Source organism: Actinomycetospora sp. (assembly GCF_036497245.1).
Classification (GTDB): Bacteria; Actinomycetota; Actinomycetes; order Mycobacteriales; family Pseudonocardiaceae; genus Actinomycetospora.
In genome coordinates this window covers 1-22170 of the sequence record NZ_DASXJS010000050.1, presented here as the reverse complement: position 1 = coordinate 22170, position 22170 = coordinate 1, and the positions used below count along the sequence as shown (strand labels likewise).

The 22170-nt window shown below is 72.4% G+C and carries 22 protein-coding genes and 1 pseudogene; 8 read left to right on the top strand and 15 right to left on the bottom strand.

Annotated features, from left to right (window positions below; all coding sequences use genetic code 11):
- Window positions 1–90: 90 nt before the first annotated feature.
- Window positions 91–405: a hypothetical protein gene (locus VGI02_RS05755; RefSeq protein ID WP_331626318.1), complete on the bottom strand. Its 315-nt coding sequence runs from the start codon at window positions 403–405 to the stop codon at window positions 91–93.
- 119 nt (window positions 406–524) lie between these two features.
- Here VGI02_RS05755 and VGI02_RS05750 point away from each other — a divergent pair, with 119 nt between their 5' ends.
- Complete coding sequence (locus tag VGI02_RS05750) at window positions 525–728, top strand: hypothetical protein (protein ID WP_331626317.1); 204 nt, start codon at window positions 525–527, stop codon at window positions 726–728.
- A 20-nt stretch (window positions 729–748) separates the two neighbouring features.
- Here VGI02_RS05750 and mscL read toward each other — a convergent pair whose 3' ends face one another.
- Both mscL and VGI02_RS05740 read right to left on the bottom strand, forming a co-directional pair.
- Window positions 749–1195 carry a large conductance mechanosensitive channel protein MscL gene (gene mscL / locus VGI02_RS05745; RefSeq protein ID WP_331626316.1) on the bottom strand — a complete coding sequence of 149 codons (447 nt, stop codon included), beginning with the start codon at window positions 1193–1195 and terminating at the stop codon, window positions 749–751.
- A gap of 150 nt (window positions 1196–1345) precedes the next feature.
- Window positions 1346–1654: a hypothetical protein gene (locus tag VGI02_RS05740; protein ID WP_331626315.1), complete on the bottom strand. Its 309-nt coding sequence runs from the start codon at window positions 1652–1654 to the stop codon at window positions 1346–1348.
- Window positions 1655–2010: 356 nt separating this feature from the next.
- On the opposite strand from VGI02_RS05740, the gene VGI02_RS05735 reads away from it, so the two are divergent.
- The gene (locus VGI02_RS05735) at window positions 2011–3348 is read left to right on the top strand and encodes an MFS transporter (RefSeq protein ID WP_331626314.1); all 1338 of its coding nucleotides are present in this window, start codon (window positions 2011–2013) and stop codon (window positions 3346–3348) included.
- A 112-nt stretch (window positions 3349–3460) separates the two neighbouring features.
- Here the strand turns inward: VGI02_RS05735 and VGI02_RS05730 are convergent, their stop codons facing one another.
- Window positions 3461–4111, bottom strand: a complete 651-nt coding sequence (locus tag VGI02_RS05730) for a hypothetical protein (RefSeq protein WP_331626313.1) — start codon at window positions 4109–4111, stop codon at window positions 3461–3463.
- A 185-nt stretch (window positions 4112–4296) separates the two neighbouring features.
- Between VGI02_RS05730 and VGI02_RS05725 the strand changes: the two genes are divergently transcribed.
- Window positions 4297–4740, top strand: a complete 444-nt coding sequence (locus VGI02_RS05725; RefSeq protein ID WP_331626312.1) for a hypothetical protein — start codon at window positions 4297–4299, stop codon at window positions 4738–4740.
- A 14-nt stretch (window positions 4741–4754) separates the two neighbouring features.
- Here the strand turns inward: VGI02_RS05725 and VGI02_RS05720 are convergent, their stop codons facing one another.
- Both VGI02_RS05720 and glf read right to left on the bottom strand, forming a co-directional pair.
- The gene (locus tag VGI02_RS05720; protein ID WP_331626311.1) at window positions 4755–6761 is read right to left on the bottom strand and encodes a glycosyltransferase; all 2007 of its coding nucleotides are present in this window, start codon (window positions 6759–6761) and stop codon (window positions 4755–4757) included.
- A 61-nt stretch (window positions 6762–6822) separates the two neighbouring features.
- Window positions 6823–8016 (bottom strand): UDP-galactopyranose mutase, encoded by a 1194-nt coding sequence (glf, locus tag VGI02_RS05715; RefSeq protein WP_331626310.1) that lies wholly within the window; start codon window positions 8014–8016, stop codon window positions 6823–6825.
- A gap of 44 nt (window positions 8017–8060) precedes the next feature.
- On the opposite strand from glf, the gene VGI02_RS05710 reads away from it, so the two are divergent.
- The gene (locus tag VGI02_RS05710; RefSeq protein ID WP_331626309.1) at window positions 8061–8507 is read left to right on the top strand and encodes an SRPBCC family protein; all 447 of its coding nucleotides are present in this window, start codon (window positions 8061–8063) and stop codon (window positions 8505–8507) included.
- Between the two features lie 70 nt (window positions 8508–8577).
- Here VGI02_RS05710 and VGI02_RS05705 read toward each other — a convergent pair whose 3' ends face one another.
- Window positions 8578–10077 (bottom strand): heparin lyase I family protein, encoded by a 1500-nt coding sequence (locus tag VGI02_RS05705; RefSeq protein ID WP_331626308.1) that lies wholly within the window; start codon window positions 10075–10077, stop codon window positions 8578–8580.
- A gap of 338 nt (window positions 10078–10415) precedes the next feature.
- On the opposite strand from VGI02_RS05705, the gene VGI02_RS05700 reads away from it, so the two are divergent.
- On the top strand, window positions 10416–11159 hold the full coding sequence (locus VGI02_RS05700; RefSeq protein ID WP_331626307.1) for a dienelactone hydrolase family protein: 744 nt from the start codon (window positions 10416–10418) through the stop codon (window positions 11157–11159).
- A gap of 4 nt (window positions 11160–11163) precedes the next feature.
- Here VGI02_RS05700 and VGI02_RS05695 read toward each other — a convergent pair whose 3' ends face one another.
- Entirely contained in the window at window positions 11164–12519 is a 1356-nt protein-coding gene (locus tag VGI02_RS05695) for a heparin lyase I family protein (protein WP_331626306.1), read from the bottom strand.
- A 138-nt stretch (window positions 12520–12657) separates the two neighbouring features.
- On the opposite strand from VGI02_RS05695, the gene VGI02_RS05690 reads away from it, so the two are divergent.
- Complete coding sequence (locus VGI02_RS05690; protein WP_331626305.1) at window positions 12658–13284, top strand: hypothetical protein; 627 nt, start codon at window positions 12658–12660, stop codon at window positions 13282–13284.
- Here VGI02_RS05690 and VGI02_RS05685 read toward each other — a convergent pair.
- Genes VGI02_RS05685 through VGI02_RS05665 form a run of 5 tightly spaced genes read right to left on the bottom strand, consistent with a single transcriptional unit; the run spans window position 13232 to window position 17459 of the window.
- The gene (locus VGI02_RS05685; protein ID WP_331626304.1) at window positions 13232–13708 is read right to left on the bottom strand and encodes a hypothetical protein; all 477 of its coding nucleotides are present in this window, start codon (window positions 13706–13708) and stop codon (window positions 13232–13234) included. The two genes, VGI02_RS05690 and VGI02_RS05685, sit on opposite strands and share 53 nt — an antisense overlap.
- 31 nt (window positions 13709–13739) lie before the next feature.
- A complete protein-coding gene (locus VGI02_RS05680) occupies window positions 13740–14837 on the bottom strand; it encodes an iron-containing alcohol dehydrogenase family protein (protein WP_331626303.1) in 1098 nt (365 codons plus the stop codon).
- Window positions 14825–15565 carry a phosphocholine cytidylyltransferase family protein gene (locus VGI02_RS05675; protein WP_331626302.1) on the bottom strand — a complete coding sequence of 247 codons (741 nt, stop codon included), beginning with the start codon at window positions 15563–15565 and terminating at the stop codon, window positions 14825–14827. Before VGI02_RS05675 ends, VGI02_RS05680 begins: the two co-directional genes overlap by 13 nt.
- On the bottom strand, window positions 15562–15951 hold the full coding sequence (locus tag VGI02_RS05670) for a DUF6752 domain-containing protein (RefSeq protein WP_331626301.1): 390 nt from the start codon (window positions 15949–15951) through the stop codon (window positions 15562–15564). Before VGI02_RS05670 ends, VGI02_RS05675 begins: the two co-directional genes overlap by 4 nt.
- A complete protein-coding gene (locus VGI02_RS05665) occupies window positions 15933–17459 on the bottom strand; it encodes a LicD family protein (protein WP_331626300.1) in 1527 nt (508 codons plus the stop codon). The genes VGI02_RS05670 and VGI02_RS05665 overlap by 19 nt, the downstream gene beginning before the upstream one ends.
- Window positions 17460–17577: 118 nt before the next feature.
- Here VGI02_RS05665 and VGI02_RS05660 point away from each other — a divergent pair, with 118 nt between their 5' ends.
- Both VGI02_RS05660 and VGI02_RS05655 read left to right on the top strand, forming a co-directional pair.
- Window positions 17578–18465: a class I SAM-dependent methyltransferase gene (locus VGI02_RS05660; protein WP_331626299.1), complete on the top strand. Its 888-nt coding sequence runs from the start codon at window positions 17578–17580 to the stop codon at window positions 18463–18465.
- A gap of 93 nt (window positions 18466–18558) precedes the next feature.
- Window positions 18559–20442, top strand: coding sequence for a glycosyltransferase (locus VGI02_RS05655; protein WP_331626298.1), 1884 nt, complete (start codon window positions 18559–18561; stop codon window positions 20440–20442).
- A gap of 45 nt (window positions 20443–20487) precedes the next feature.
- Here the strand turns inward: VGI02_RS05655 and VGI02_RS05650 are convergent, their stop codons facing one another.
- Both VGI02_RS05650 and VGI02_RS05645 read right to left on the bottom strand, forming a co-directional pair.
- Window positions 20488–21066: a hypothetical protein gene (locus VGI02_RS05650; protein ID WP_331626297.1), complete on the bottom strand. Its 579-nt coding sequence runs from the start codon at window positions 21064–21066 to the stop codon at window positions 20488–20490.
- A gap of 157 nt (window positions 21067–21223) precedes the next feature.
- Window positions 21224–22170, bottom strand: a pseudogene (locus VGI02_RS05645) (HNH endonuclease signature motif containing protein); the annotation flags it as partial.

Below are 22170 nucleotides of genomic sequence, written 5' to 3'. Positions count from 1 at the left end.
GGAGTGGAGCCCGTCACCGCTCCTGCCGCGACGTCGCTGGTCACGCACGGTCGCTCCACGACCCGCGCTCCGGCGCACCCGGCCGTCCTTCTACTGTGACCGGGTCACGGCCGGGGGAGGCGTGGCGAGGAGGAACGTGTCGTGACCAGGGGTCAGACGATGGCCGATCCGGGCCTCGGTCACGAAGCGCCGCGCCCGGATGTGACAGGGGATCACCCACACGGGGATCACCTCGACCCCCACAGGAGGCGCCGACCCGACGGCAGCGTGATCGCGGTCGGGATGTTCGCCCTCCTCGTCGCCGTCGCCGCGGTCGTCGTCAACGCGGCGTACAACCAGGGCCGGTTCGTCCCGCCGCTCGACGACGTCTACATCCACCTGCATCCCGCCGACGAGGCCGCCCACGGTTACGGCGTCGACCGCGCCCTGATCGGGATCGGCGACCAGACCGAGGTCCGGAACCAGACCGACCCCGGCGGGCGGGTCGTGGTCGACAGCAGAAGGACCGCAACACCTCCGCGGGGGTGGTCGCCGTCGGCGCGGCCGGGCACGGGGTGGGCGACTGGACCTTCGCCACGGCCGACGGGTCGTGGGCGCAGTCGTCGTTCACCGTCCCCGGCGCCGACGTCACGGGCTCCGACCTCGCGGTGACCCTCGGACCGCAGCAGCCCTTCCTCGCCCCGTACCCCGACTACCACTCGTTCGGCTACTGGGCGAGCCAGACGTAGCCGGCCGCGACCCCGGGCGCTCAGCGCTCCTGGTGGGGGATCCGCCCGGCGGTCCCGCCGTCCTCGTCGCGACCGCTCCCGCGGGGCGAGCGCGACTGCGCCTTGAGCAGGTCGCGGATCTCGACGAGCAGTTCGACGTCGGTCGGCTCGGCGGGGCCGGCCTCCTCGCCGCGCTTGCGGCGCTCCTGGATCACGTTGAGCGGCATCACGACGAGGAAGTAGATGACGGCGGCCGTGAGGAGGAACGTGATGACGGCGTTCACGAGCGACGCGTAGTCGAAGACGACGCCGTTCACGACGAACGTGCCCGCGAACTGGCCCCCGCCGGAGATCAGCTGGATGAGCGGCTTGAGGAACGCACTCGTGAAGGCCGTGACGACCGCGGTGAAGGCGGCGCCGATGACCACGGCGACGGCGAGGTCGACCACGTTGCCCCGAAGGAGGAAGTCCTTGAAGCCCTTCAGCACCCGTGGTCCCCCTGGTTCTCGACGGTCGGCGTCACGGCAGGTGCGTCACGACGCTAGTCCGCCCTGCACACGACGACGCGCCCGCCACGCCGTCAGGGGGAGCTGGCGTGTCGGGCGCGTCACCGGATCGGGTCCACGGGACCCGCGGCCTCAGTTCGAGGCGGAGATCGGGTTGTGGCAGGACTTGGCGTTGGTCGCCGTGTTGCCCTTCTCGGCCTTCGAGAGCAGCGGGATCGAACCCGCGAGGTCCTGGACCGGGACCTGGACGCCGAGCGCGTTGACCGGGACGTCGTTGTTGCAGGCGTCCAGCGAGGTGTTCGGCGCGAAGTCGCTCGAGTTGATGAGACCCTTCTGCACGGTCCCGCCGTCGTTGTCGTGCGCGAACGCGGCACCCGTCGTGCTCGCGAGACCGGCGCCGATCAGCGACGTCGCCAGCACGGCCTTGCGGAAAACTCCCACGGTGTGTCCTCTCGATCTGGTCTTCGGGGCGACCTGTCGATCGCGTGGCGGAACGTAATCAGATTTCGACGCCAGGTGTCCGACAAGGGGTCGGCGCTCCGGGGCGACAGTTCCTCACTCCTTCGTGGACACCGTTCGTCGCCACCTTTTGCGAACACATGCCCTTCCGTCACGAGCCATGCTCACCCACCAGGTCCAGTCACTCGCCCGAGATCACGGCCCTATCACGCTGTGCTGTCCATCCGATCTCGACGGCGTTCTCCAGCTGCGCCGGGAGGATGACGCCGCGCGCCCAGCGGTCCCGCTCCGTGTCGCACTCCGGCTCGCCGCGCGCGGACCCGATAGCGTCCGCTCCCGTGTCCACCGAGCAGGCCGCCGCGCCGCCGCGCACGCTGGGTCCACTGGTCGCCTGGGCCGCCTGGGACTGGGGTTCCGCGGCCTTCAACGCCGTCATCACGACGTTCGTCTTCACCGTCTACCTGACCTCGGGCGTCGCCGCGGACGAGGCCTCCGGGTCGGCCTCGCTCGCGAACACCATCGCGATCGCCGGCGTGCTCGTCGCCCTCACCGCCCCGGTGTACGGGCAGCGCAGCGACGCCGCCGGGGCCGAACAGGGCCGCCAACGCCGCCTCGGGATGCTCACCGCGGTGATCGTGGCGGCGACCGCCCTGATGTTCTTCGTCCAGAGCTCGCCCTCGTACCTGCTGCTCGGGCTCGTGCTGCTCGGAGTGGGCACGTTCGCCTACGAGCTCGCGCAGGTCGAGTACAACGCGATGATCTACCGGCTCGCCCCGCCCGGGCGCACCGGCTGGGTCTCCGGGGTCGGCTGGTCGGCGGGCTACCTCGGCGGGATCGTGCTGCTGATCGCCTGCCTGCTGCTGTTCATCGCGCCGATCGGGGCGATCACGTTCGCGTCCCCGGACATGGGCCCGCGGGTGATCGCGCTGGTCTGCGCGGCGTGGTTCGCGGTGTGGGCGATCCCGGTGCTGTTCATGCGGTTCCCCTACCCCGCGCCCCCCGGCGACTCCGAGGCCGCCCAGGTCGGGTGGTTCGGCTCCTACGCGCTGCTCGTGCGCCGTCTCGTGGCCCTGAGCCACACCGACCGGAACCTGCTGGGCTTCCTCGTCGCGAGCGCGATCTACCGCGACGGGCTCACCGCGGTCTTCACGTTCGGCGGCGTGCTGGCGGCGGGCACGTTCGGGCTGAGCCAGACCGAGGTCATCTTCTTCGCGATCGCGGCGAACGTGGTCTCCGCGCTCGGCGCCGTGGTGGGCGGCATGCTCGACGACCGCATCGGCCCGAAGCGGGTCATCGTCGTCTCGCTGATCGCGCTCGTGATCGTCGCGGCCGCACTGCTCCCGGCGTCGGGGAAGTCGGCGTTCTGGATCGGCGGACTGTTCCTGTCGCTGTTCGTCGGGCCGGCCCAGGCGTGCTCGCGCAGCTACCTGGCCCGCCTGGTCCCGCCCGGGCGCGAGGGCGAGCTGTTCGGGCTCTACGCGACGACCGGCCGCGCGGTCAGCTTCCTCGCCCCCGCGCTGTTCAGCCTGTTCATCACGCTCTTCGGGGAGCAGCGCTGGGGCATCGCGGGGATCGGGATCGTCCTGCTGCTCGGGCTCGCCGCCCTGATCCCGGTGCGTGGGGTGCCCGGTCGGCTGGGCGCCGGGGCCGCGTCCACGACGACGACCCCGGTCTGACCCGGCTCACTTCACCCGGTTGCGCGCTCCGGCTGCGGTCCACGAGGGGCACACAGCGCAGACCCCGCCGGGCTGACCCCTGCCTGCTGTGCCCCTGATCAAGGGCGCGACGCTACTTGACCCGGGCGGCCAGGAACCGGATCACCCGCGACACCAGCTCGCCCACAAAGACCCAGAAGGCCGCGGCGATCAGCGAGTTCACGATGATCATCAGGATCGGGTTGGCCGGCACGAAGAGGTCCCGGAACCCGAGGATGACGAGGTTCGCCGCGCCGCTGACGAACTGCGCGACGCCGTTGGCCGGGTTCACGCCGACGAGCACGAGCACGACGTTGACGATCAGGACGAGGGCGAACAGCAGCGCCAGCGTCCGGATGACCGTCGCGAGCACGTTCCCGGTCCGCCAGGCGAGCTCCCCCACGTCGACCGACCGGTGGCGGGTGGTCCCGGTGTGCTCGGGCTCGGCCCAGGACGTGTCCGCCCCGCCGCGGGGCTGCCCCGGGGTGGTCGAGCGCTCGGTGGGCGCGTCCGCGGGAGCGGCCTTCTGGGTCGGTGCCTCCGACGGGGCCTGCGCCGACGTCTCGGTCGGCGCCTCCGACGGAGCCTGCGCCGATTTCCCGGTCGCCTGCTCGGCCGGCGGGGCGTCGGAGGCCGCGTGCCGACCCGCCGCCTCCTGCCCGGCGGGCTCCTGCTCGGTGCCCTTCTGTGCCGTCCCGTCCGGTGCGGCCGGTTCCTGCTTCGCCTCGGTCTCCTGCTGCGCCATCCGCCGATGATGGCACCGCCCGATCCGCCCCCGTGACCGGCCCGACCGGTCCGGGTACGGGGGCCCTTCGGTCCGCTCGTCGCCAAATGCGTTGAGGCCGACCCCCGTCGTCCGCCACGGTGTGTCGACCGTCAAGGCGTTGTGAAGCAGCGGTGCGGACGCCGCGGGGGCGAGGGGAGGCCGGGGTGAACGTCGGGGAGCACGTGTCGATCGTGGTCCGACCCCACCTGCGCCGGGCGGTGTTCGGCGAGCGGCTGGCCGACTGGCTCGCCGACGGCGTCGCCCGCCACCGCGTCGTGGGCGGTCTCCCCGACGGGGCGGCGGCCCTGGTCCTCGTCCCCGAGTACCTGCGGGCGGGGGCCCGCAGCGTGCTCGCCGACCTGGCGGGCACCGACTGGTCGGGGACCGTCGTGGCCGTCGTCGGCTACGGCGGGCGGACGCGGGGCCGGTTCGCGATCGAGGACGCGCGGGAAGCCCTCGACGGCACCGGCGCGCACGTCCTGGAGACCGCACTGGGCCTCGACGGCGCCCGGATCCGGGCCGAGGGGTTCGGGCAGGCGGACCTGCTGCTGCGTGACCTGCTGCTCGATCGACTCGCGGACGAGGCCGCGCTCGCCGAGCCCGCCTAGCCTGCCGAGCCCGCCTAGAAGCGGCGGAACACCTGCTCGTCCCACGCCTCGCGGCTGACCAGCTCGGGCATGGCCTCGCGGTAGCGACGGCGCAGCGCGGGCCAGGAGCGCAGCACGTGCTGGTGCAGGGCGACCGAGACGCGCAGCAGTTCCCAGAACTGCTTGCGGTCGCGCTTGCGGTAGGTGACCCCCGTCCCGTCGGAGGTGGAGACGGTGGCCCCGTCGAGCCGGGAGAGCAGGAACCACGTCCCGTGCTCGGCGGGAACGTTGCGCTGGGGGCGCTCGTGGCTACTCGGGTCGGCCGCGCGCAGCTGGTGGCGCAGCGCTCCCACCAGTGCCTTGGCCTGCGCGACCTTCCCGAGCGGCGGCTGCGGCCAGAGCTGCGCGGCCAGCGCGCCGATCGGCGGCTCGGGCAGGTCCCGTGCGCTGGGGTGGACCTTCCCGTCGGGATAACGGGCGCGCGCCGCCCGGACCGCGCCGAGCGCCGTCGGGAGCGACCCGAACAGCGCTCTCGGGCCCGAGAGGAAGTCACGCATCGCCATCTGGTGCAGCGCGATCGCCGAGTACTCCAGCAGGAACAGGTGCCGCAGCGTGCGCTTGAGCGAGTCGAGCAGCATCGCCTTCGGGTCGTCGGGGCCGTGCAGGGCGGCGACGACGAGCCGGTTGCGGGCGTGGAAGTAGGCCTGCCAGTCGGAACTGTCGTCCTTCTCGACGAAGCTCAGGTGCCAGATCGCGACGCCGGGGACGGTCGCCGTCGGGAACCCGGCCGCGCCGGCGCGCAGCCCGTACTCGCAGTCGTCCCACTTGATGAACAGCGGCAGCGGCTGGCCGACCTGCTCGGCGACGACGCGGGGGATCAGGCACATCCACCAGGCGTTGTAGTCGACGTCGGTGCGGCGGTGCATCCAGAGCGTCTCGCGCAGCGAGTCGACGGCGAAGTCGTGGTCGTCATGGGTGTTCGGCGCCAGCTGCCAGAAGAAGGTCTGGCGGTCGACGACCTCGCCCATGGCGTGCAGGTGCGAGCGGGCCTGCAGCGAGAGCATCTGCCCGCCGACCAGCATCGGGTCCCGCGCGAACCGGGCGAACGCGAGTGCCCGCAGCACGGAGTCCGGTTCGAGGACGACGTCGTCGTCCATGAACAGGATGTGCTCGCAGTCGGTGTGCTCGAGCGCCTCGAACATGATGCGGCTGTAGCCGCCGGAGCCGCCGAGGTTGGGCTGGTCGATGATCCGCAGCCGGTCGCCGAGCAGGGCCGAGGCCTCGTCGTACCCGTCCTGCTCGCGCACCTTGGACGTCCCCTGGTCGGGGATGACGACCGCGGTGAGGACGTCCCGGACGAGCGGGTCCTCACCGAGCGCGCGGAGGGTGGCCACGCAGTCCGTCGGGCGGTTGAACGTCGGCATCCCGACGGTGACGGCGGCGCGGCCGGGAGCCTCGCGGTCGGCGTACCAGCCGCCGTCGACCAGCTCGAGCGGTGCGGTCTCGCTGGACAGGTCGAACCAGATCCAGCCGCCGTCCTCGAAGGGGCGCAGCGGCACGGGGATGTCGAGTGCGGCCTCGCCCGAGACGATCTCGCCGTGGACGTGGACGGGCACGCCGCGCGCGGTGGAGCGGTAGACGTCGACCCGGCCTGCCCCCGCCAGGTGAAGGCGCAGGTGGACCGAGTCGAGGATCGACCAGCGCCGCCAGTACGAGGCCGGGAAGGCGTTGAAGTACGCCGCGAACGACGTCTCGGTGCCCTCCGGGATCCGCACGCTCGTGCGGGAGAGGACCTCGGCGTGCCTGCCACCGGAGGAGGCCAGGTGCAGGACGAAGTCGTCGGCCTCGGTGTTGACCGTGCCGGGGCGCTCCGCCGTGGGCGCGGCCGAGCACAGGCTCGTCGCGGTGCCCTCGTCGAGGTACAGCGCGCGCACCGTCGCGGGGTCGGCGGGCCGGGGCAGGATGATCCGCTGGAGCAGGGCGGACTCGGCATCACGCACCGTCAGCTCCACGGTCGACCGGCCCTCCTGCGTGCTCGTCATGCTCCGACGGTAGCGGGCAGGGCGGACGGGATCGGCGGGACGCCCCGGTCACCCCGCCGGGTCAGCCCTCGAGCGGGTCGGCTCCGTCGAAATCGGCGCCCTCGGTGAACCACGGGGCGATGCGGTTGTCGAACATCGTCAGCGCCGACCCGATCGCCATGTGCATGTCGAGGTACTTGTAGGTCCCGAGCCTGCCGCCGAAGAGCACCTTCCGGTTCGTCGCCTCCTTGCGGGCGAGCTCGCGGTAGCGCTCGAGCTTGGCGCGGTCCTCCGGGGTGTTGATCGGGTAGTACGGCTCGTCGCCGGACTCCGCGAAGCGGGAGTACTCCCGCACGATCACCGTCTTGTCGCTCGGGTAGTTCGTCCGCTCCGGGTGGAAGTGCCGGAACTCGTGGATGCGGGTGAACGGGACGTCGCGGTCGGCGTAGTTCATGACCGGGGTGCCCTGGAAGTCGCCGGTGGTGGTCACGACCTCGGACACGAAGTCCAACGTCCGCCAGCCCAGCTCGCCCTCGCAGAAGTCGAAGTAGCGGTCGAGCGGGCCGGTGTAGACCGTCGGCACGTCGGCAGGCAACGAGTCGCGGATGTCGAACCAGTCGGTATCGAGGCGGACCTCGATGTTCGGGTGGTCGGCCATTCGCTCGAGCCAGGCGGTGTAGCCGTCGACCGGCAGGCCCTCGTGGGTGTCGCTGAAGTACCGGTTGTCGAAGGTGTAGCGCACCGGCAGCCGGGAGACGATCGAGGCCGGCAGGTTCTTCGGGTCGGTCTGCCACTGCTTGGCGGTGTAGCCCGCGAAGAACGCCTCGTACAGCGGGCGGCCGACGAGCGCGACGCCCTTCTCCTCGAAGTTCTCCGCCCGGTCCACGTCGATCTCGGCGGCGTGCTCCGCGACCCAGGCCCGCGCCTCGTCCGGCGACATGGCCCTGCCGGCGTACTCGCAGATCGTCGCGAGGTTCACCGGCATCGGGTAGACGCGGCCGTCGTAGATCGTGAAGACGCGGTGCTGGTAGCCCGTGAAGTCGGTGAACTGGTTGACGTAGGACCACACGCGCTCGTTCGACGTGTGGAACAGGTGCGCGCCGTAACGGTGCACCTCGATCCCCGTCTCGGGGTCCGGCTCCGAGTACGCGTTGCCGCCGAGGTGGGACCGGCGGTCGACCACGAGGACGCGCTTGTCCAGCTGCGTCGCGGCGCGCTCGGCGATCGTCAGGCCGAAGAAGCCCGAGCCCACGATGACCAGGTCAGGCTCGCTCATGGAGGAAAACGGTAGCCGGGACCCCGTGCGGGTATGCCGGGGGCATGCCGACCGTGACCCGCACCGTGACCACGCCCGCCCCGCTCGACGTGGTCCGCGCCTACCTGCGCGACTTCGGGAACGCCCCCGAGTGGGACGCGGGCACGATCTCCTGCGACCCGGTCGACCCCTCCACGCCCGTCGCCGTCGGCAAGCAGTGGACCAACGTCTCCGAGTTCCGTGGCCGGCAGACCACGCTCACCTACACCCTCGAGGCCGACGAGCCCTCGCGTCTGCGGATCGTCGGCCGGAACAAGACGGTGACCAGCGAGGACGAGATGACGTTCACCGGCGCGGACGGTGGCGGCACGACGGTGAGCTACACCGCCACGTTCACCTTCCACGGCGCGGCGAAGCTCGCCACGCCGTTGATGCTGACCGCGCTGAAGGGTCTGGCCGACGCCGCGGAGCGCTCGCTGGGCGACGCACTGCAGAAGCTGCCGGCTTCCTGACGGTCCGCGCCACCCTGCCGAGTGGGCCCCCACGGCTGCCTCGCCGACCGTGGGCGCCCACTCGGTGGGATCAGTTGGCGACCTGGGCCTGGGTGTTCCCGACCTTCGCGCCCTCGATCGTGTACTGGGCCGGGTCCTTGATGGCCGAGTCCCGGTAGATCCCCATCTTCCAGTAGGACTCCGAGGTGGCCGTGGCGGCCGCGGTGGTCGGGTACAGCGTCCCGCCCGCCGGCTTGTAGCCCGAGAGCACCGGCGTCCCGTTCCTCCAGATGTCGACGGTTCCCTTGCTCGGGTCCCGCGAGAAGAGCACGTGCAGGATCAGGTCGGTCCGCTGCCCGGTGGTCGCCGGCGCGAGGGTCTGCGCGAACGTCTTCGGGGTGCCGGGGTAGCCGTAGCCGCCCTCGAGGTTGAGGTTCCCCTTGCCGACGGTGATCTCCAGCGGCGGTGAGCCGTCACCGTCGTTCTTCCACTGGGTGATCACCTGCCAGGTCGTGACCTGGGTCGGGAAGTTCGCGGGGAGATAGAACGAGAACCGGAACCAGCGGTCCTGCCCCTCGCCGAACTCGGCCGTCGTCGGGACGACCTCGGTGCGCGTGCCCTTCGCGGGCATCGTGAACTGCAGGGCCTTCGACCCGGACGTCACGGGCGAGTTGACGATGACGGGGGCGCTCGCACCGACGTTGTTCCACGGGGTGTCGTCGAACTTCCCGAGCCCGGACGCGGTGAAGTCCGAGTTCCAGCTCTGCTGGGTCTGGACCGGCGGCGGCGTCGTGGTGGTCGTCGGCGGCGCGGTCGTCGTGGTGGTGGTGGGCGGCACGGTCGTCGTCGTGGTCGGCGGCACCGTGGTCGTCGTCGGATCCGTGGTGGTCGTCGGCAGCACGGTCGTCGTGGGGTCCGTGGTCGTCGGCAGCACGGTCGTCGTGGGATCCGTGGTCGTCGTGGGGTCCGTGGTGCTGGTCGGCGGCACCGTGGTGGTCGTGGTCGGCGGCGGCACGGTCGTCGTCGTGGTCGGCGGCACCGTGGTGGTGGTCGTCGGCGGCACCGTCGTCGTCGTGGTCGGCGGTGGCGGCGGCGTCGTGGTCGTCGGCGTGGACAGGGCGGGCACGGCCCATTTCTGCGCGGTGGTGTTCGCACAGGTGGAGATCGTGACGACGACGTTCGCGGCGATCTTGTTGTTCAGCGGCGCGAGGCACGTCTTCGACTTCTGGTTCTGGACCACTCCGCTCGCGACGATCGTCCACTTCTGCGACGTCGAGGTCGTCGAGCAGGCCACGAGAACGACCCGGGTGGCGTTCCCGGTCGCCCCGTTGAGGGTGTCGATGCACCGGCCCTGCACGCGGATGGTGCCGTCGGAATAGCGGGACCACTGCTGACCGGCGTTCGTCCCGCAGTAGTTCATCTGCTGCGGGTTGTTGTTCGCGGTCGAGTTCTTGGCGTTCTCCAGGCAGCCGCCCCCGTAGTTGGCGATCTTGCCCGTGATCGTCGCGGCCTCCGCCTGCCCCGCACCGCCGACGGTCGAGGCGAGGACCCCGATCAGCAGCGCGAGCGCCCCCAGGGTGGCGACGAGCACCGCGCCTCGCCGACGACGGCCCTCAGGCCGATATGACTCCACCCCGCCGGTCATGGCTCCCCCTCACGCAACACTGCTCCGTGCAGGGAGTCGTCACGATCATGACGAGTATTAGCCGTTCTGGGGGTCCGATCAGGCGAACATCATGACTTTCCGCGAAACCATCACCGATGCCGTCACCCATTGAGATGCATTCTCCGGTGGACGGGAGATCCTGTCGGTGACGGAACGTCCGTACCCGTCCTTTCCTGCCGTGTCCGCCGAGAGCGAGATTCAGGGCCGCCGAGCCCCGTGATGCCCGACGATCTCCTCGACCCCGCTGCCGGAGGAGAAGCCCCGTGACTCGTATCGACACCCTCATCGAGACCGCCGACGGCGCGTGCCGGGCCACGCTCCACACGACCGATGACGCTGCGCCGCGGCCGGGAGTCCTCTACTACCCGGACGCAGGCGGGGTCCGGGAGACCTTCTCCGCGATGGCCGACCGGCTCGCCGAGCGCGGCTACGCCGTGCTGCTGCCCGACATCTACTACCGCACGCCCTACGAGGCGTTCGACACCGCGACGCTCTTCGACGACCCGGCGGAGCTCGCCCGGCTCGGGGCACTCGCCGGGACCGTGACCCCGGACCACGTCGTCCGCGACGCCGGCGCGTTCCTCGGCGCCCTCACGGCGCGGTCCGAGGTGGCCGGCGGCCGGGTCGGCGTGGTGGGTTACTGCTTCGGGGGCGGCATGGCCCTCCGGGCCGCCGGGCACCATCCCGACGTCGTCGCGGCCGCCGCCACGTTCCACGGTGGCAACCTCGCCGTCGCCGACGACCCGACCAGCCCGCACCTCCTCGCGGACCGGATACGGGCGGCCGTGTACATCGGGGCGGCCACCGACGACGCCGTCTTCGGTGCCGATCAGCACGAGCGGCTGCAGCAGGCCTTCGACGCGGCCGGCCTGGACGCCACCATCGAGACCTATCCCGCCGCACACGGCTTCGCCGTCCCGGACAACCCCACCCACGACGCCGAGGCCGACCGGCGGCACCTCGCGGCCATGACCGCCCTGCTCGGCGCCGCTCTGACGGGCCGGTGACCCGTCAGTTCGACACCTGCGCCGCGGTGTTGCCGACCTTCGCGCCCTCGATCGTGTACTGGGCCTGCTGGGTGATCGCCGAGTCGCGGTAGATACCCATCTTCCAGTAGGAGGCGACGGTGTCGGTCGAGGCGGCGGTCGTCGGGTAGAGCGTGCCGCCGGTCGGCTTGTAGCCCGAGATCGCCTGGGTGCCGTCCCGCCAGACGTCGACGGTGCCGCGCGACGGGTCGCGGGAGAACACGACGTGGACGATCAGGTCGGTCCGCTTGCCCGTCGTCGCCGGGCCGATGACCTGGCTGAACGTCTGCGGGGTACCGGGGTAGCCGTATCCGCCCTCCAGCTTGAGGTTGCCGCTGCCCGCGGTGATCTCGAGCGGCGGGGAGCCCTCACCGTCGTTCTTCCACTGGGTGAGCACCTGCCACGAGTTGACCTGCGTCGGGAACCCGGCCGGCAGGTAGAAGGAGAACCGGAACCAGCGCTCCTGGCCCTCGGTGAACTCGGCCGTGGTCGGGACGATCTCCGTGCGCGTGCCGCCTGCCGGCATCGTGAACTGCGCCGCCTTCGCGCCGGAGGTCACGGGGGAGCTGATGATCGTCGGAGCGCTCGCCCCCACGTTGTTCCACGGGGTGTCGTCGAAACGGCCGAACCCGGACGCGCTGAAGTCCGAGTTCCAGGTCTGGCTGGTCTGCGTCGGCACGGGGCTCGCGGTGGTCGGGGGCGCGGTGGTCGGGGGCGCGGCGGTCGGCTTCGGGGTGGTCGTCGGGGCCACCGTCGTCGGCTTCGGCGTCGTCGTGGTCGGCTTGGGGGTCGTCGTCGGGGCCACCGTGGTCGTGGGGACGGCGGGCAGCGCCCACTTCTGCGCGTTCACGTTCGCACAGGTCGTGACCGTGACGGCGACCTTCGCGTAGATCTGGTTGCCCAGCGGCGCCAGGCACGTCCCCGACTTCTGGTTCTGGACGAAGCCGTTGGCGTAGAGCGTCCAGCGCTGCGACGTCGACGTCGTCGAGCAGGTGGCGAGCACGACCCGGGTGTTCGCCGTGGTCGCCCCGCTGCGCAGATCCGCGCACTTGCCCTGCACACGCAGGGTGCCGTCGGAGTACCGCGACCACTGCTGGCCGGCGCCCGTGCCACAGGTGTTGAGCTGCTGCGGGTTGTTCGCCGTGGTGGCGTTGTTGGCGTTCTCCAGGCAGCCGCCGGCGTAGTCGGCGATCCGTCCCGTGACGACGGCCGCCTCGGCCCGCCCGGGACCGATCCCGGTGGCGAGCGCGGCGATCACGAGGGCGATCACACCCAGCGCCGCCACGACGGCCGCTCTGCGACCATGGATGCCCCGCCCGACGTCGTCCACTTTGCCCGTCATGTCCGCCCCCCGGTTGGTCGTTCGACCTGTCACTGAGGGTTCGCCCATTCAGAGCAATCGGTTACCACCTGAGCACCACACGAACAGGTGATGACCGGCGCGTCACGGTGAGTTACCAGCCCACGAGAGGACTCCGCCATGCCCCGCCCGGCCGCCCTGCTCGCCGCCGCGGTCCCTCCGTTGCTGCTCGCAGGCCTGGGCTCGACCCACCCGACGATGCTCACGGCGGAGTCGGCGCCCTGGTGGCGTGACCTGCACGTGATCGGGCTGGTGCTCTTCCCGCTGCTGGCGCTCGGGCCGTGGGCGGTCGTCCGCGGGCGCGGCCGGGCCCTGGAGGCCGTGGTGGTCGTGCTCGGCCTGGTCTATGCGTGCTTCTACAGCGCCCTCGACGTCCTGGCCGGCATCGGTGCCGGTCAGGAGACCGTCGCCGTCGGACCGGGGCCCTGGGTGTCCGCGCTGTTCGCGATGGCCGACCGGCTCGGGATGCCGGGGGCCCAGGCCTACCTCGCGACGGCGGTGATCGGCGGCGTGACCGCCGTCGTCGTCGCGCGGGGTCTCGGGGCGCGCGTCGCCGCCGTCGTCGGGGCCGTCCTCGTGGTCGGTGGGGCGTGGTCGTTCCTGACGAGCCACATCTACCCGCCCGTCGGCGTGGCCACGATGGTCGTGCTCGCCGTGGGGTGGGCGACACTCGCGGCGGTCGTGCCGCCCGTGGTCAGCTCGACGCCGCGCCGCCCGTCGCCGCGGCAGCAGCCTGTTCCCACATGAGCAGCACGACGGCGAGGACGAACACGGCGAGCGGGGTGGACATGCCGGGCAGCCGGGCCTCGGCGTCGCCCCGCCACGTCCCGGTCCGACGGATGCCGCCCAGGACCGAGGGGGCGTCCGCGGACGCGACCCACTCCTGGTCGGCCTTCCAGACCGAGCGGCGACGGAAGTGGAACTCGCCGTCCGGGGTGCTCACCGACCAGTGCTTACGGCCGATCCGGTGCGCCTGGGCGAGCTCGCTGTCGCCGCTGGTGAGCGTGTACCGGCTGCCGGTCCAGGTGGAGCGCACCTCGTAGGTCGCGCCGTCGAGGGCGTACTCGACCCCGGAGCGCCACCCCTTCTTCTCCAGCACCAGCAGCGGCGCGCCGTCCTGGCGGACCTCCCACCGGGAGCGGAACGACGTGGCCCGGTGCGCCTCCAGCATGGGGAGATCCCACCAGGGCCGGCACCACGGCTCAAGAGCCGGCGTTCCACGCGGTCGGCACCGCTCGCCCCAGCCGGTCGGCGTACGCGTCGATCGACCGGTCGATGGCCGGGCGGTCGAGGGCGAGGTGCTCGAGGACGGTGTAGCGGTCCGGCCGCGTCGCCGGTGCCGCGCTGACGGCCTCGGCGAACTGCCCGGCCGTCAGGCCGACGTCCTCCGGACGACGGGGAAGGTCGTGATGACGCAGGCACGCGTCCAGGTCGGCGAAGGCCCGCTCGCCGTCGACGCGCAGGGACGCGGCGAACAGGGCGCCGAGCCCGGCGAGCTCGCCGTGCTGGCCCGCACCGGGGAAGAGCCGGTCGACGGCGTGCAGGATCTCGTGGTCGCCGCCGCTACAGGGTCGGCTCGACCCGGCCGCCGTCATCGCGATCCCGGACAGGACCAGGGCCTCCGCCAGGACGACGAGGAACTCCGGGTCGTCGACGTGGCCCGGATGGTGCAGGACCGACTCCGCGGCCAGGCGTGCGAACGACACCGCGAGCCCGTCCACCCGCTCGCCGCGCTCGCGTCCGGCCAGCTCCCAGTCGGCGATCGCGGAGAGGTTGCTGACCGCGTCGCCCACACCCGAGCGCACCATCTCGACGGGTGCCCGCCGGACGTAGTCGAGGTCGACGACGGCGGCGATCGGCATCGAGACCCCGAACGACTCCTTGCCGATCTCGGTCTCCAACGACGACACCGGCGAGCACAGGCCGTCGTGGGCGAGGTTCGTGGCGACCGAGACCATCGGCAGTCCGAGCCGGGTGGCGGCGTACTTGGCGACGTCGAGGGTGCGCCCGCCCCCGATACCGACGAGGGCGTCGTACCCCCGACCGGATGCCCGGACCGCGTCCTGCAACCGGACCGCCTCGTCGACCGAGCCGCCGTGGACCTCGAAGACGGTGGCGGTGGCCAGGGTGTCGGCGAGCCGTCGGGCGATCTCCTCGCCGAGGCCCGGGCCCACGGCCACCGCGACCTGTCCCCCGCCGCTGATGCGCTGGTCGGCGAGCAGACGGGCCAGACCGCCGACGGCGCCGGGCCGGATGTCGACCTCGAGCGGGCCCAGGAGGATCCGGCTCAGCAGCGGCACGCGACGTCCCGTGCCCTCTCCAGGTCGGCGTGATCGTCGACCTCGACCCACGTCGTCGGGCCGAGCGGGACGGGCCGCACGAGCCGGCCGCGGTCGGCGTACTCCTGGTAGCCGTCCTCGTAGTACAGGCCGTGATCGCGCTCCCAGGTGACCTGCAGGGCGTCGGCGAGGGGTTCCGCGGCGCCCGGTTCGATCAGGGACACACCGATGTACTCGCCTGCCGCCTCGGCAGGCGGCATGAGCTTGGTGATCCGGGCGAGGTTGCCGTCGTCGTCGACCCCGACCTTCATCTCCTCGTCGGCGAGGGTCTTGTCGGTGTCCAGGGCGAGCAGCACGCCCGCGCCGTGCGGGTCACGGTGGGTCAACAGCGTCTCCTCGACGCTGGCCGGATGGACGGTGTCGCCGTTCACGAGCAGGGCGCCGTCGCGGAGGTGGTCCCGCGCGGTCCAGAGCGAGTAGGCGTTGTTCCGGTCCTCGGCGTGGGGATTGACGACGAGCTCGATCTCGATGCCGTGCCTGCGCTCCAGCTCGGGGCGGAGGATCTCGACCGCCTGCCGGGCGTACCCGATCACCACCACGACGCGGCGCAGGTCCACCGCGGCGAGGTTCCGGAGGCAGACGTCCAGGATCGTGGTCGTCCCGTCTACCGGGACGAGGGTCTTCGGGACGGCGTCGGTGTACGGCCGGAGCCTGCGGCCCGCCCCGGCGGCCAGGACGAGGCCGATCATTGGGGTTCGACGTCGTGCGGACGCAGCCGCTCGATGTCGATCTCACGGTCGTGCAGTGGGAGAACGACCTCGGTGACCAGGTCGGTGAGCTCGGCGAGCCGGACGTTGAGACGGCGGGCCTCGTCGAGATCCGCGTCGAGGACCTCCACCCGGGCTTCGAGCCGGTCCCGGTGGGCGTCGGAGCGCGCCAGGGCCTCGCGGACGCCGGCGAGCTCGTCGCCGTACCGGGCAAGGGCGGTCCGCAGGTCCGTCACCTCGTCCCGCAGCACGGCGACCTCGGGCGTCACCACCCGGCCGGCCAGCTGACGGGCCCGCATGATCGGGCCACGCGTCACCACCGACCGGACGCGGCCGACCAGACCGGCCCTCACCCACGCGGCGTCCACGACATCACCATCCTCGTCACTGCTTCCCGGTCCTCACGCGTGGTCTCCACCGGTCGGAGGCCGTGGCCCCGTGCCTCGGCGAGGAGATCGTCGACCGCCACCCCGCCGTCGGCGACCTCCAGATACGCCCGCCCCCCGCGCCGCAGCGCCATCGAGAGCAGGCGGAGCAGGTGGTGGCGACCACTGGGGCCGAGCCCCTCGAAGGTGCGGCGGACCACCATCGCCCACGGTCGCTGCTGACCGCCCAGCTCGGCGCCGAAGGCGAACGTGGTGCGGGGGTCGTAGAAGTTCAGGACGCGCGTGTCCAGGCCCGGCGTGGTGGGGACGGCCGCCAGGGCCTCGCGGGACCAGTCCACCGCGAGGGTCTCGTGACCCGCCGTCGCGCACGCCCGGGCGTCGGCGCCGTTGCCGCAGCCGAGATCGATCACGGGCGCCGCGGGTTCGAGACGCTCGTGGACCCACTGCGCGAAGGAGGACTCCGACACGAAGCCGTCCAGGCGCTCCTCGCGCAGGACGTCCTCCCACTCGTCGCGGCCGCCGTTGAGGCCCGGGAACCAGTTCTCCAGCCGCCGGCGGGTCTGCGGCGGGGTGTCGAAGCGGAACGCGGGGTCGGGGACGCGCCACCCCGGGCCGTAGTTGGCCTCGAGCTGAATTTCCGGTGACCGCGGCGCCGGCTCGTCGCGGTCCTCGACCCGCAGCGGGATCGCGGGGAGGAGGTCCTGGCGCTCTGCCGGGTGGCGGATGCAGAAGACCTGGTGCCACCAGCCGTCGGCGAACCATCCGGCGAACACGTCGACGTAGTGGTCCGGCAGGCCCTGGTACTCGAAGTGCATCTGGAGGTGGCCCGGCGAGTGGCGCACGACGTCGAAACCGGCCCGGCGCAGCGCCCGGCCGAGCTCGAAGCCTTCCCGCGCGACCTCGACGGGATGGGCGTGGCGGCTGATCCAGGCGAAGTCGACGTCGTCGTCGTGCCCGATCAGGTGGCCGTCGCGGACCGGGCCCAGGAGCGTTCCCCCGGTGACGAACACGTCGAGGCCCAGCTCGTCGACCAGCACCGCGCGGACCTGATCGGCGTGGTCGAGGAGGCGGACGACGATGGACTCGTCGTGGTCGTCGAGCACCCGGCCTGCCCGGTCCCACTTGTTGACCACCAGGTCGCGACCGTGCTCGTCGGAGAAGGACACCCGCCCGGACTCGACGGTGAACTCGACCTCGCAGGCCCCCCACAGCTCACCGTCGACGACGGCACGCAGGGCCACCTCGGCGCGGCTCCGCAGGGCGGAGAGGATCGCGGTGGGCCAGGCCACGACCCGGCGGCCGTCGGCGTCGCGCTGCGAGTCCTCGAGGCGGAACGACCACACCCGCCGACCGTCGAGCAGGACGTCGACGGCACCGTCGACGCGATCGGGTGGGCTGACGAAGCGGATGGCCTCGCGGTCGGCGGCGACGGCGGCCGTCGCGACGGGGCGCGCGGCGACGGCCGACCCGCTCGCGTCGTTCGCCCTCATGTCGGGCACCGTACGGGCAGCCCGGAATTCGCCCTGCGTTTACCCCAGGTGGAGCCGCCCGACAGGCCGGCGCGGCGGGTGCTCGACGAGGCCCGCACGGGCCGGTTCGATGGTCGGCATGCAACGGCTGCGACGGATGCGCCGCCTGGGGCGTGCGCTGCGGACACGGCTGACGGACGCGGTCCGCGACGCCGTGGAACCCGCGCTGGTCCACCACCTCGATGCGCTGCGCCGTGAGCAGGACGAGCACGTCGCCGAGCTGGGCGCTCGCCTGGACGCGGGCCTCGCCGAGCTGCGGGAGGCGATGCACGCCCGGGAGGTGCGGGATCGCCGGGACATCCTCGCGGCGGGCGAGCGGGCGGCCGTCGAGTCGAGCGCCCGTTTCGTCCGCGAGTCGATGACCGGAGCGCGGACGTTCGGGACGCCACCCGAGACGCTCGCGCATGCGCTGTCCCTCGCTCCACGAGGCGGGATGGCGCTGGAGTTCGGCGTCTACAGCGGGTCGACCCTGCGGGCGATCGCCGAGGCCCGCGGCGGGACCGAGGTGTACGGGTTCGACTCCTTCGAGGGGCTGCCCGAGGACTGGCGCGCCGGGTTCCGGGCGGGGACCTTCGCGATGGAGTCGATGCCGGAGGTCCCGGGCGCCGGCCTCGTCCCCGGGTGGTTCTCCGACACGGTGCCCGCCTTCCTCGACGCCCACCCCGGCCCGGTGGACCTCCTGCACCTCGACGCGGACCTCTACTCCTCGACCGCGACCGTGCTGGAGCTGGTCGGCCCGCGCCTGCGCCCGGGGTCGGTGGTCGTGTTCGACGAGTACCTCAACCACCCCGGGTGGCAGGACGACGAGCACCGCGCGTGGCGCGAGCACGTCGCCGCACACGACGTCGAGTTCGTGTACGAGGCGTTCACCCACGACCACGAGCAGGTGGTCGTCGTGATCACCGGCACCCGTGACGTGGACGCCCCGACCTCCCGCGCACCGACCCGCGAGGCGCGCCGCAGCTGACGCGGTGCTCGCATTCCGGGCGCGCTCTCCTACCCTGCGGAAGCACCAGCACGCGTACCGCGATCAGCGGACGCCGCCGATCGGGAGAGGGCCGTGGCCGTGACAGACGTGCAGACAACGACGACGAGCCACTCCCGCACGCCTGCGCCACCCGGGCGTCTCGTGGTGCAGCGCGGGCTCTACACCGGCCCGTCGACCGAGATCCCCGACGAGATGTACGTCGAGGTGATCTCCGGTCACGCCGAGCGCCGCCGCCGCCACGTGCGCGTCGGCGCCTTTGGCCGCGTCAGCACGAACACCTACTTCGGCCGGTTCCCGGCCTCGTACTGGCAGCGGTGGACGACGGCGCGCTCGGTGCGCTTCGAGGGACGCATCAGCGGCGCCGGGCGCGTCATGCTGCGGGCCTCGGACACGAACGGCGTCCCGCGCACCATCGCGGTGCACGACGCCCGCACCGAGGACGTGCGACTCGAGGCCCGGCTCGACCGCTTCCTCGACGGTGGCGGCCTGTGGATCGAGATCGTCACCGACGACGCCGAACTGCTCCTGCACGACGCCCGCTGGACGGTCGAGGCCCCGGCGGTGCAGCGCCACACGAGCATCGTGGTGTGCACCCACAACCGCGCCGACGACTGCGCCGCGACCCTCGCGGCCCTCGCCGACGAGCGTGACGTCCTCGGCGTCGTCGACGAGGTGATCGTCGTCGACCAGGGCACCGACCCCGTCGAGTCCCGGCCGGCCTTCGCCGACGTGCGCGAGTCGATGGGCGCGACGCTGCGCTACCTGCGCCAGCCCAACCTCGGTGGTTCCGGCGGCTTCACCCGCGGCCTCCACGAGGTGGTCACGCAGGCGGGCGACGTCCCGACCGACGCCCTGTTCATGGACGACGACGTGCGCTGCGAGCCCGAGGTCGTCATCCGTCTCGCGGCGTTCGCGCAGTACACGACGCACCCGACCATCGTCGGCGCGCAGATGCTCAATCTGCTCCACCCGACCCAGGTCCTCGCCGGTGCCGAGTACGCCGTGCTCGAGGACCTCACGAACGGCCACGTCGCGCAGGGCGCGGTCGGCGAGTCCGACGTGACCGCGTACTTCCCGGACGGCTCCAAGAACGTCCAGGACCGCCGCGTCGACGCGGGCTACTCCGGCTGGTGGTCGTGCCTCATCCCCGTCGAGGTCACGCGGACCATGGGCTACCCGCTGCCGCTGTTCTTCCAGTGGGACGACGTCGAGTACTCCTACCGCGGGCGCGCCCACGGGTTCCCGACGGTGACCCTGCCCGGCGCCGGGCTGTGGCACGCGGACTTCCCGTGGAAGGACTGGGACGACTGGCACCGGTACTTCAACCTGCGCAACGCCATGATCACGTCGGCGCTGCACAGCGGGTTCCCGGTGCGCCACCTCGCCGCCACGCTCGGCGACCTGCTGGGCCGCTACCTCGTATCCATGAACTACGGGCTGGCCGCGACGCTGATCCGGGCGGTCGAGGACTTCCTCGTCGGGCCATCCGTGCTCGACGACGGCGGCGTGAGCGCGACGGCCCGGATCCGGGACGTGCGGTCCTCGTACCCCGAGACGGTCATGCACCCCGCGGACGAGGCTCCCGGGCTCGGCGCGAGCGACATGCCGATCGTGCGGGCGGGCGGCACGCCGTCACGGTCCGGGCTCGTCATGGCGAAGCGCCTCGTCCAGCAGGCGCTCGGGCGGGTGCCGCACCCCGTCGGCGCGGTGGGCGCCGGCGAGGCGCACTGGTGGCACGTGTCGCTCTTCGACCGGGTCGCGGTCACCGACGCGGGGCAGGGCGGCGTGCGGGTGCGCCGGCGTGACCCGGAGGCGTTCAAGCGTCTCGGGCGCGACGGCGCGCAGGTGCTGTGGCGGTTCGTGCGCGAGGGCGAGGCCGCCGCCGAGCGGTGGCGCGAGGCCGCGCCGCGCCTCACCGACGGCGGGAACTGGCGCCGACTCTTCGGGATCGACTGACACCGGAGCTCCGTGGTCGGTCGCCACGGCGCGACCCGCCGACGCTCAGCCCGGCGAGCAGAAGCGCCCGTGCGCGTCGCGCCAGCGGCCGTTCTTGTCCTGCTTCACGCACAGGTGCGATCCCGCGCTCGACGACGAGCCGGCCGCCGGTGCCGGAGCCTTCACGACCTGCGCAGGCCTCGGTGCCGGCTTGGGCGCGGGCCTGGGCTTGGGGGCCGGCTTCGGCTTCGGGGTGCCGACCGCGACACGGGTCTGCTGGGCGACGACCGGCGCGGCAGTGCTCGAGGCCGGCGGCGCGACGACTGCGGGCGCGGCAACGACCGGGGCAGGCGGCGCCACCACCGGGGCGGCTGCGACGGCAGGCGTGGCGGGGGCGGCGGGGGCGGTGCTGGCGACGGGGGCTTCTGCGACGGGCCGGACGGGCTGCGGGCCGATGATCGCGCCGATCACACCGAGCACCACGAAGAGTCCGACCACCGTGCCGAGGCCGATCAGGACGCCGCGCGTGATGCGCTTGCCCAGAGGCCGTTCCTGCGGCTGCGCGGGCAGCCTCACGGTCGGTGCGTCGTCCGGCTCGAACTGCTGCTGGATGGTGTTGCCCGGCCGAGCCTGGTGTTCGCGCACAGTCTGTTCCGTCCCCCGACGATGTTGTTGTCGAGGCTGATGTCGCCAGTCGGCGCACTCCCGTTACCGGGCGATACGTGCTCGTAGTGGTAGATGGCCGGGGGCTCGGCGCATCAGCGAAGCCCTCCCCGTCTGGCGGGTCAGAAGGCGGGGCTCGTCAGAAGTCGGGGTCGTGGTCGTAGCGGCTGGGTGGTTCTCCTTGCTTGCGGCGGTGTCGTTGGGCGAGGTGGGTGGCGGTGACCCGGGCGGCGTGGGTGATGTGGCCGTGGCGGTTGCGCCGGGGGGTGAACGGGTCCGGTGTGCCCGCGGCGGGGGTGTAGATCTCCGGGGGCAGGGTGAAGGGGCTGCCGTCGGTGGGGGGTAGTGGGTCGGGCAGTGGGTCGTAGCGCTCGGGGGTGATGACGTGGCGGCGCCCGGTGGGTGCGGTCCAGATGAAGGTGCCCGGGTGGGGTTGGGTGACGGTCCAGCCGGTGGTGGGGTCGTGTTTGAACAGGTGGTCGGCTTCGCAGAGCACGCCCAGGTCGTCGGCGGTGCTCTGGCCGCCGTGGAGCCAGTCGAGGGTGTGGTCGAGGTCGGCGCCGATGGCCTGGCGGGTGCAGCCGGGGCAGGTGCAGGTGCGGTCGCGGGCCTGGACCCAGCGGGTGAGTTCGGCGCCGGGTCGTCGGCGGTGGGCGTCGGCCCGGGAGAGCGCGGGGTGCTCGTGGGCCGGGCGGGCGCGGGCCGCCGCGAGGGCCTGCCCGGCCCGGGCGAGCAGGGTCAGCGCACCCGGGTCGAGGACCTCCAGGCCCAGCGGTATCCCGGTGCCGGTGAGGAGGTCGTCGAGTTCTCGGGTGTGGGCGGTGAGTTCGACGATGTGGCGTCGGCGGCGGCCGTCACCCGGTGAGCCGCGGGGCGGTGGTCGCACGGTCAGGAGATATTCGAGCTGTCCGTGGTCGTCGTAGAGGTGGAGGCGCCACGCGGTGTGGGTGCGGGCCCAGGCCAGGGCACGGGCGGTGGAGCTGCACACCGGGCCCTGGCCGGGGATGTCGCCGGGGCGCTGATCGAGTCCCATCACGGTGCGCAGCCCGAGCCGGATCGCGACCCGCGCCCGGAACGGCACCGCCC

Coding starts and splice junctions, on each gene's coding strand:
- VGI02_RS05685 (WP_331626304.1), bottom strand. CDS start 13,708: ATGCTGGAGGCGCACCGGGCCACGTCGTTCCGCTCCCGGTGGGAGGTC.
- VGI02_RS05695 (WP_331626306.1), bottom strand. CDS start 12,519: ATGACGGGCAAAGTGGACGACGTCGGGCGGGGCATCCATGGTCGCAGA.
- VGI02_RS05665 (WP_331626300.1), bottom strand. CDS start 17,459: ATGAGGGCGAACGACGCGAGCGGGTCGGCCGTCGCCGCGCGCCCCGTC.
- VGI02_RS05730 (WP_331626313.1), bottom strand. CDS start 4,111: ATGGCGCAGCAGGAGACCGAGGCGAAGCAGGAACCGGCCGCACCGGAC.
- VGI02_RS05710 (WP_331626309.1), top strand. CDS start 8,061: ATGCCGACCGTGACCCGCACCGTGACCACGCCCGCCCCGCTCGACGTG.
- VGI02_RS05720 (WP_331626311.1), bottom strand. CDS start 6,761: ATGACGAGCACGCAGGAGGGCCGGTCGACCGTGGAGCTGACGGTGCGT.
- VGI02_RS05690 (WP_331626305.1), top strand. CDS start 12,658: ATGCCCCGCCCGGCCGCCCTGCTCGCCGCCGCGGTCCCTCCGTTGCTG.
- VGI02_RS05660 (WP_331626299.1), top strand. CDS start 17,578: ATGCAACGGCTGCGACGGATGCGCCGCCTGGGGCGTGCGCTGCGGACA.
- VGI02_RS05675 (WP_331626302.1), bottom strand. CDS start 15,565: ATGATCGGCCTCGTCCTGGCCGCCGGGGCGGGCCGCAGGCTCCGGCCG.
- glf (WP_331626310.1), bottom strand. CDS start 8,016: ATGAGCGAGCCTGACCTGGTCATCGTGGGCTCGGGCTTCTTCGGCCTG.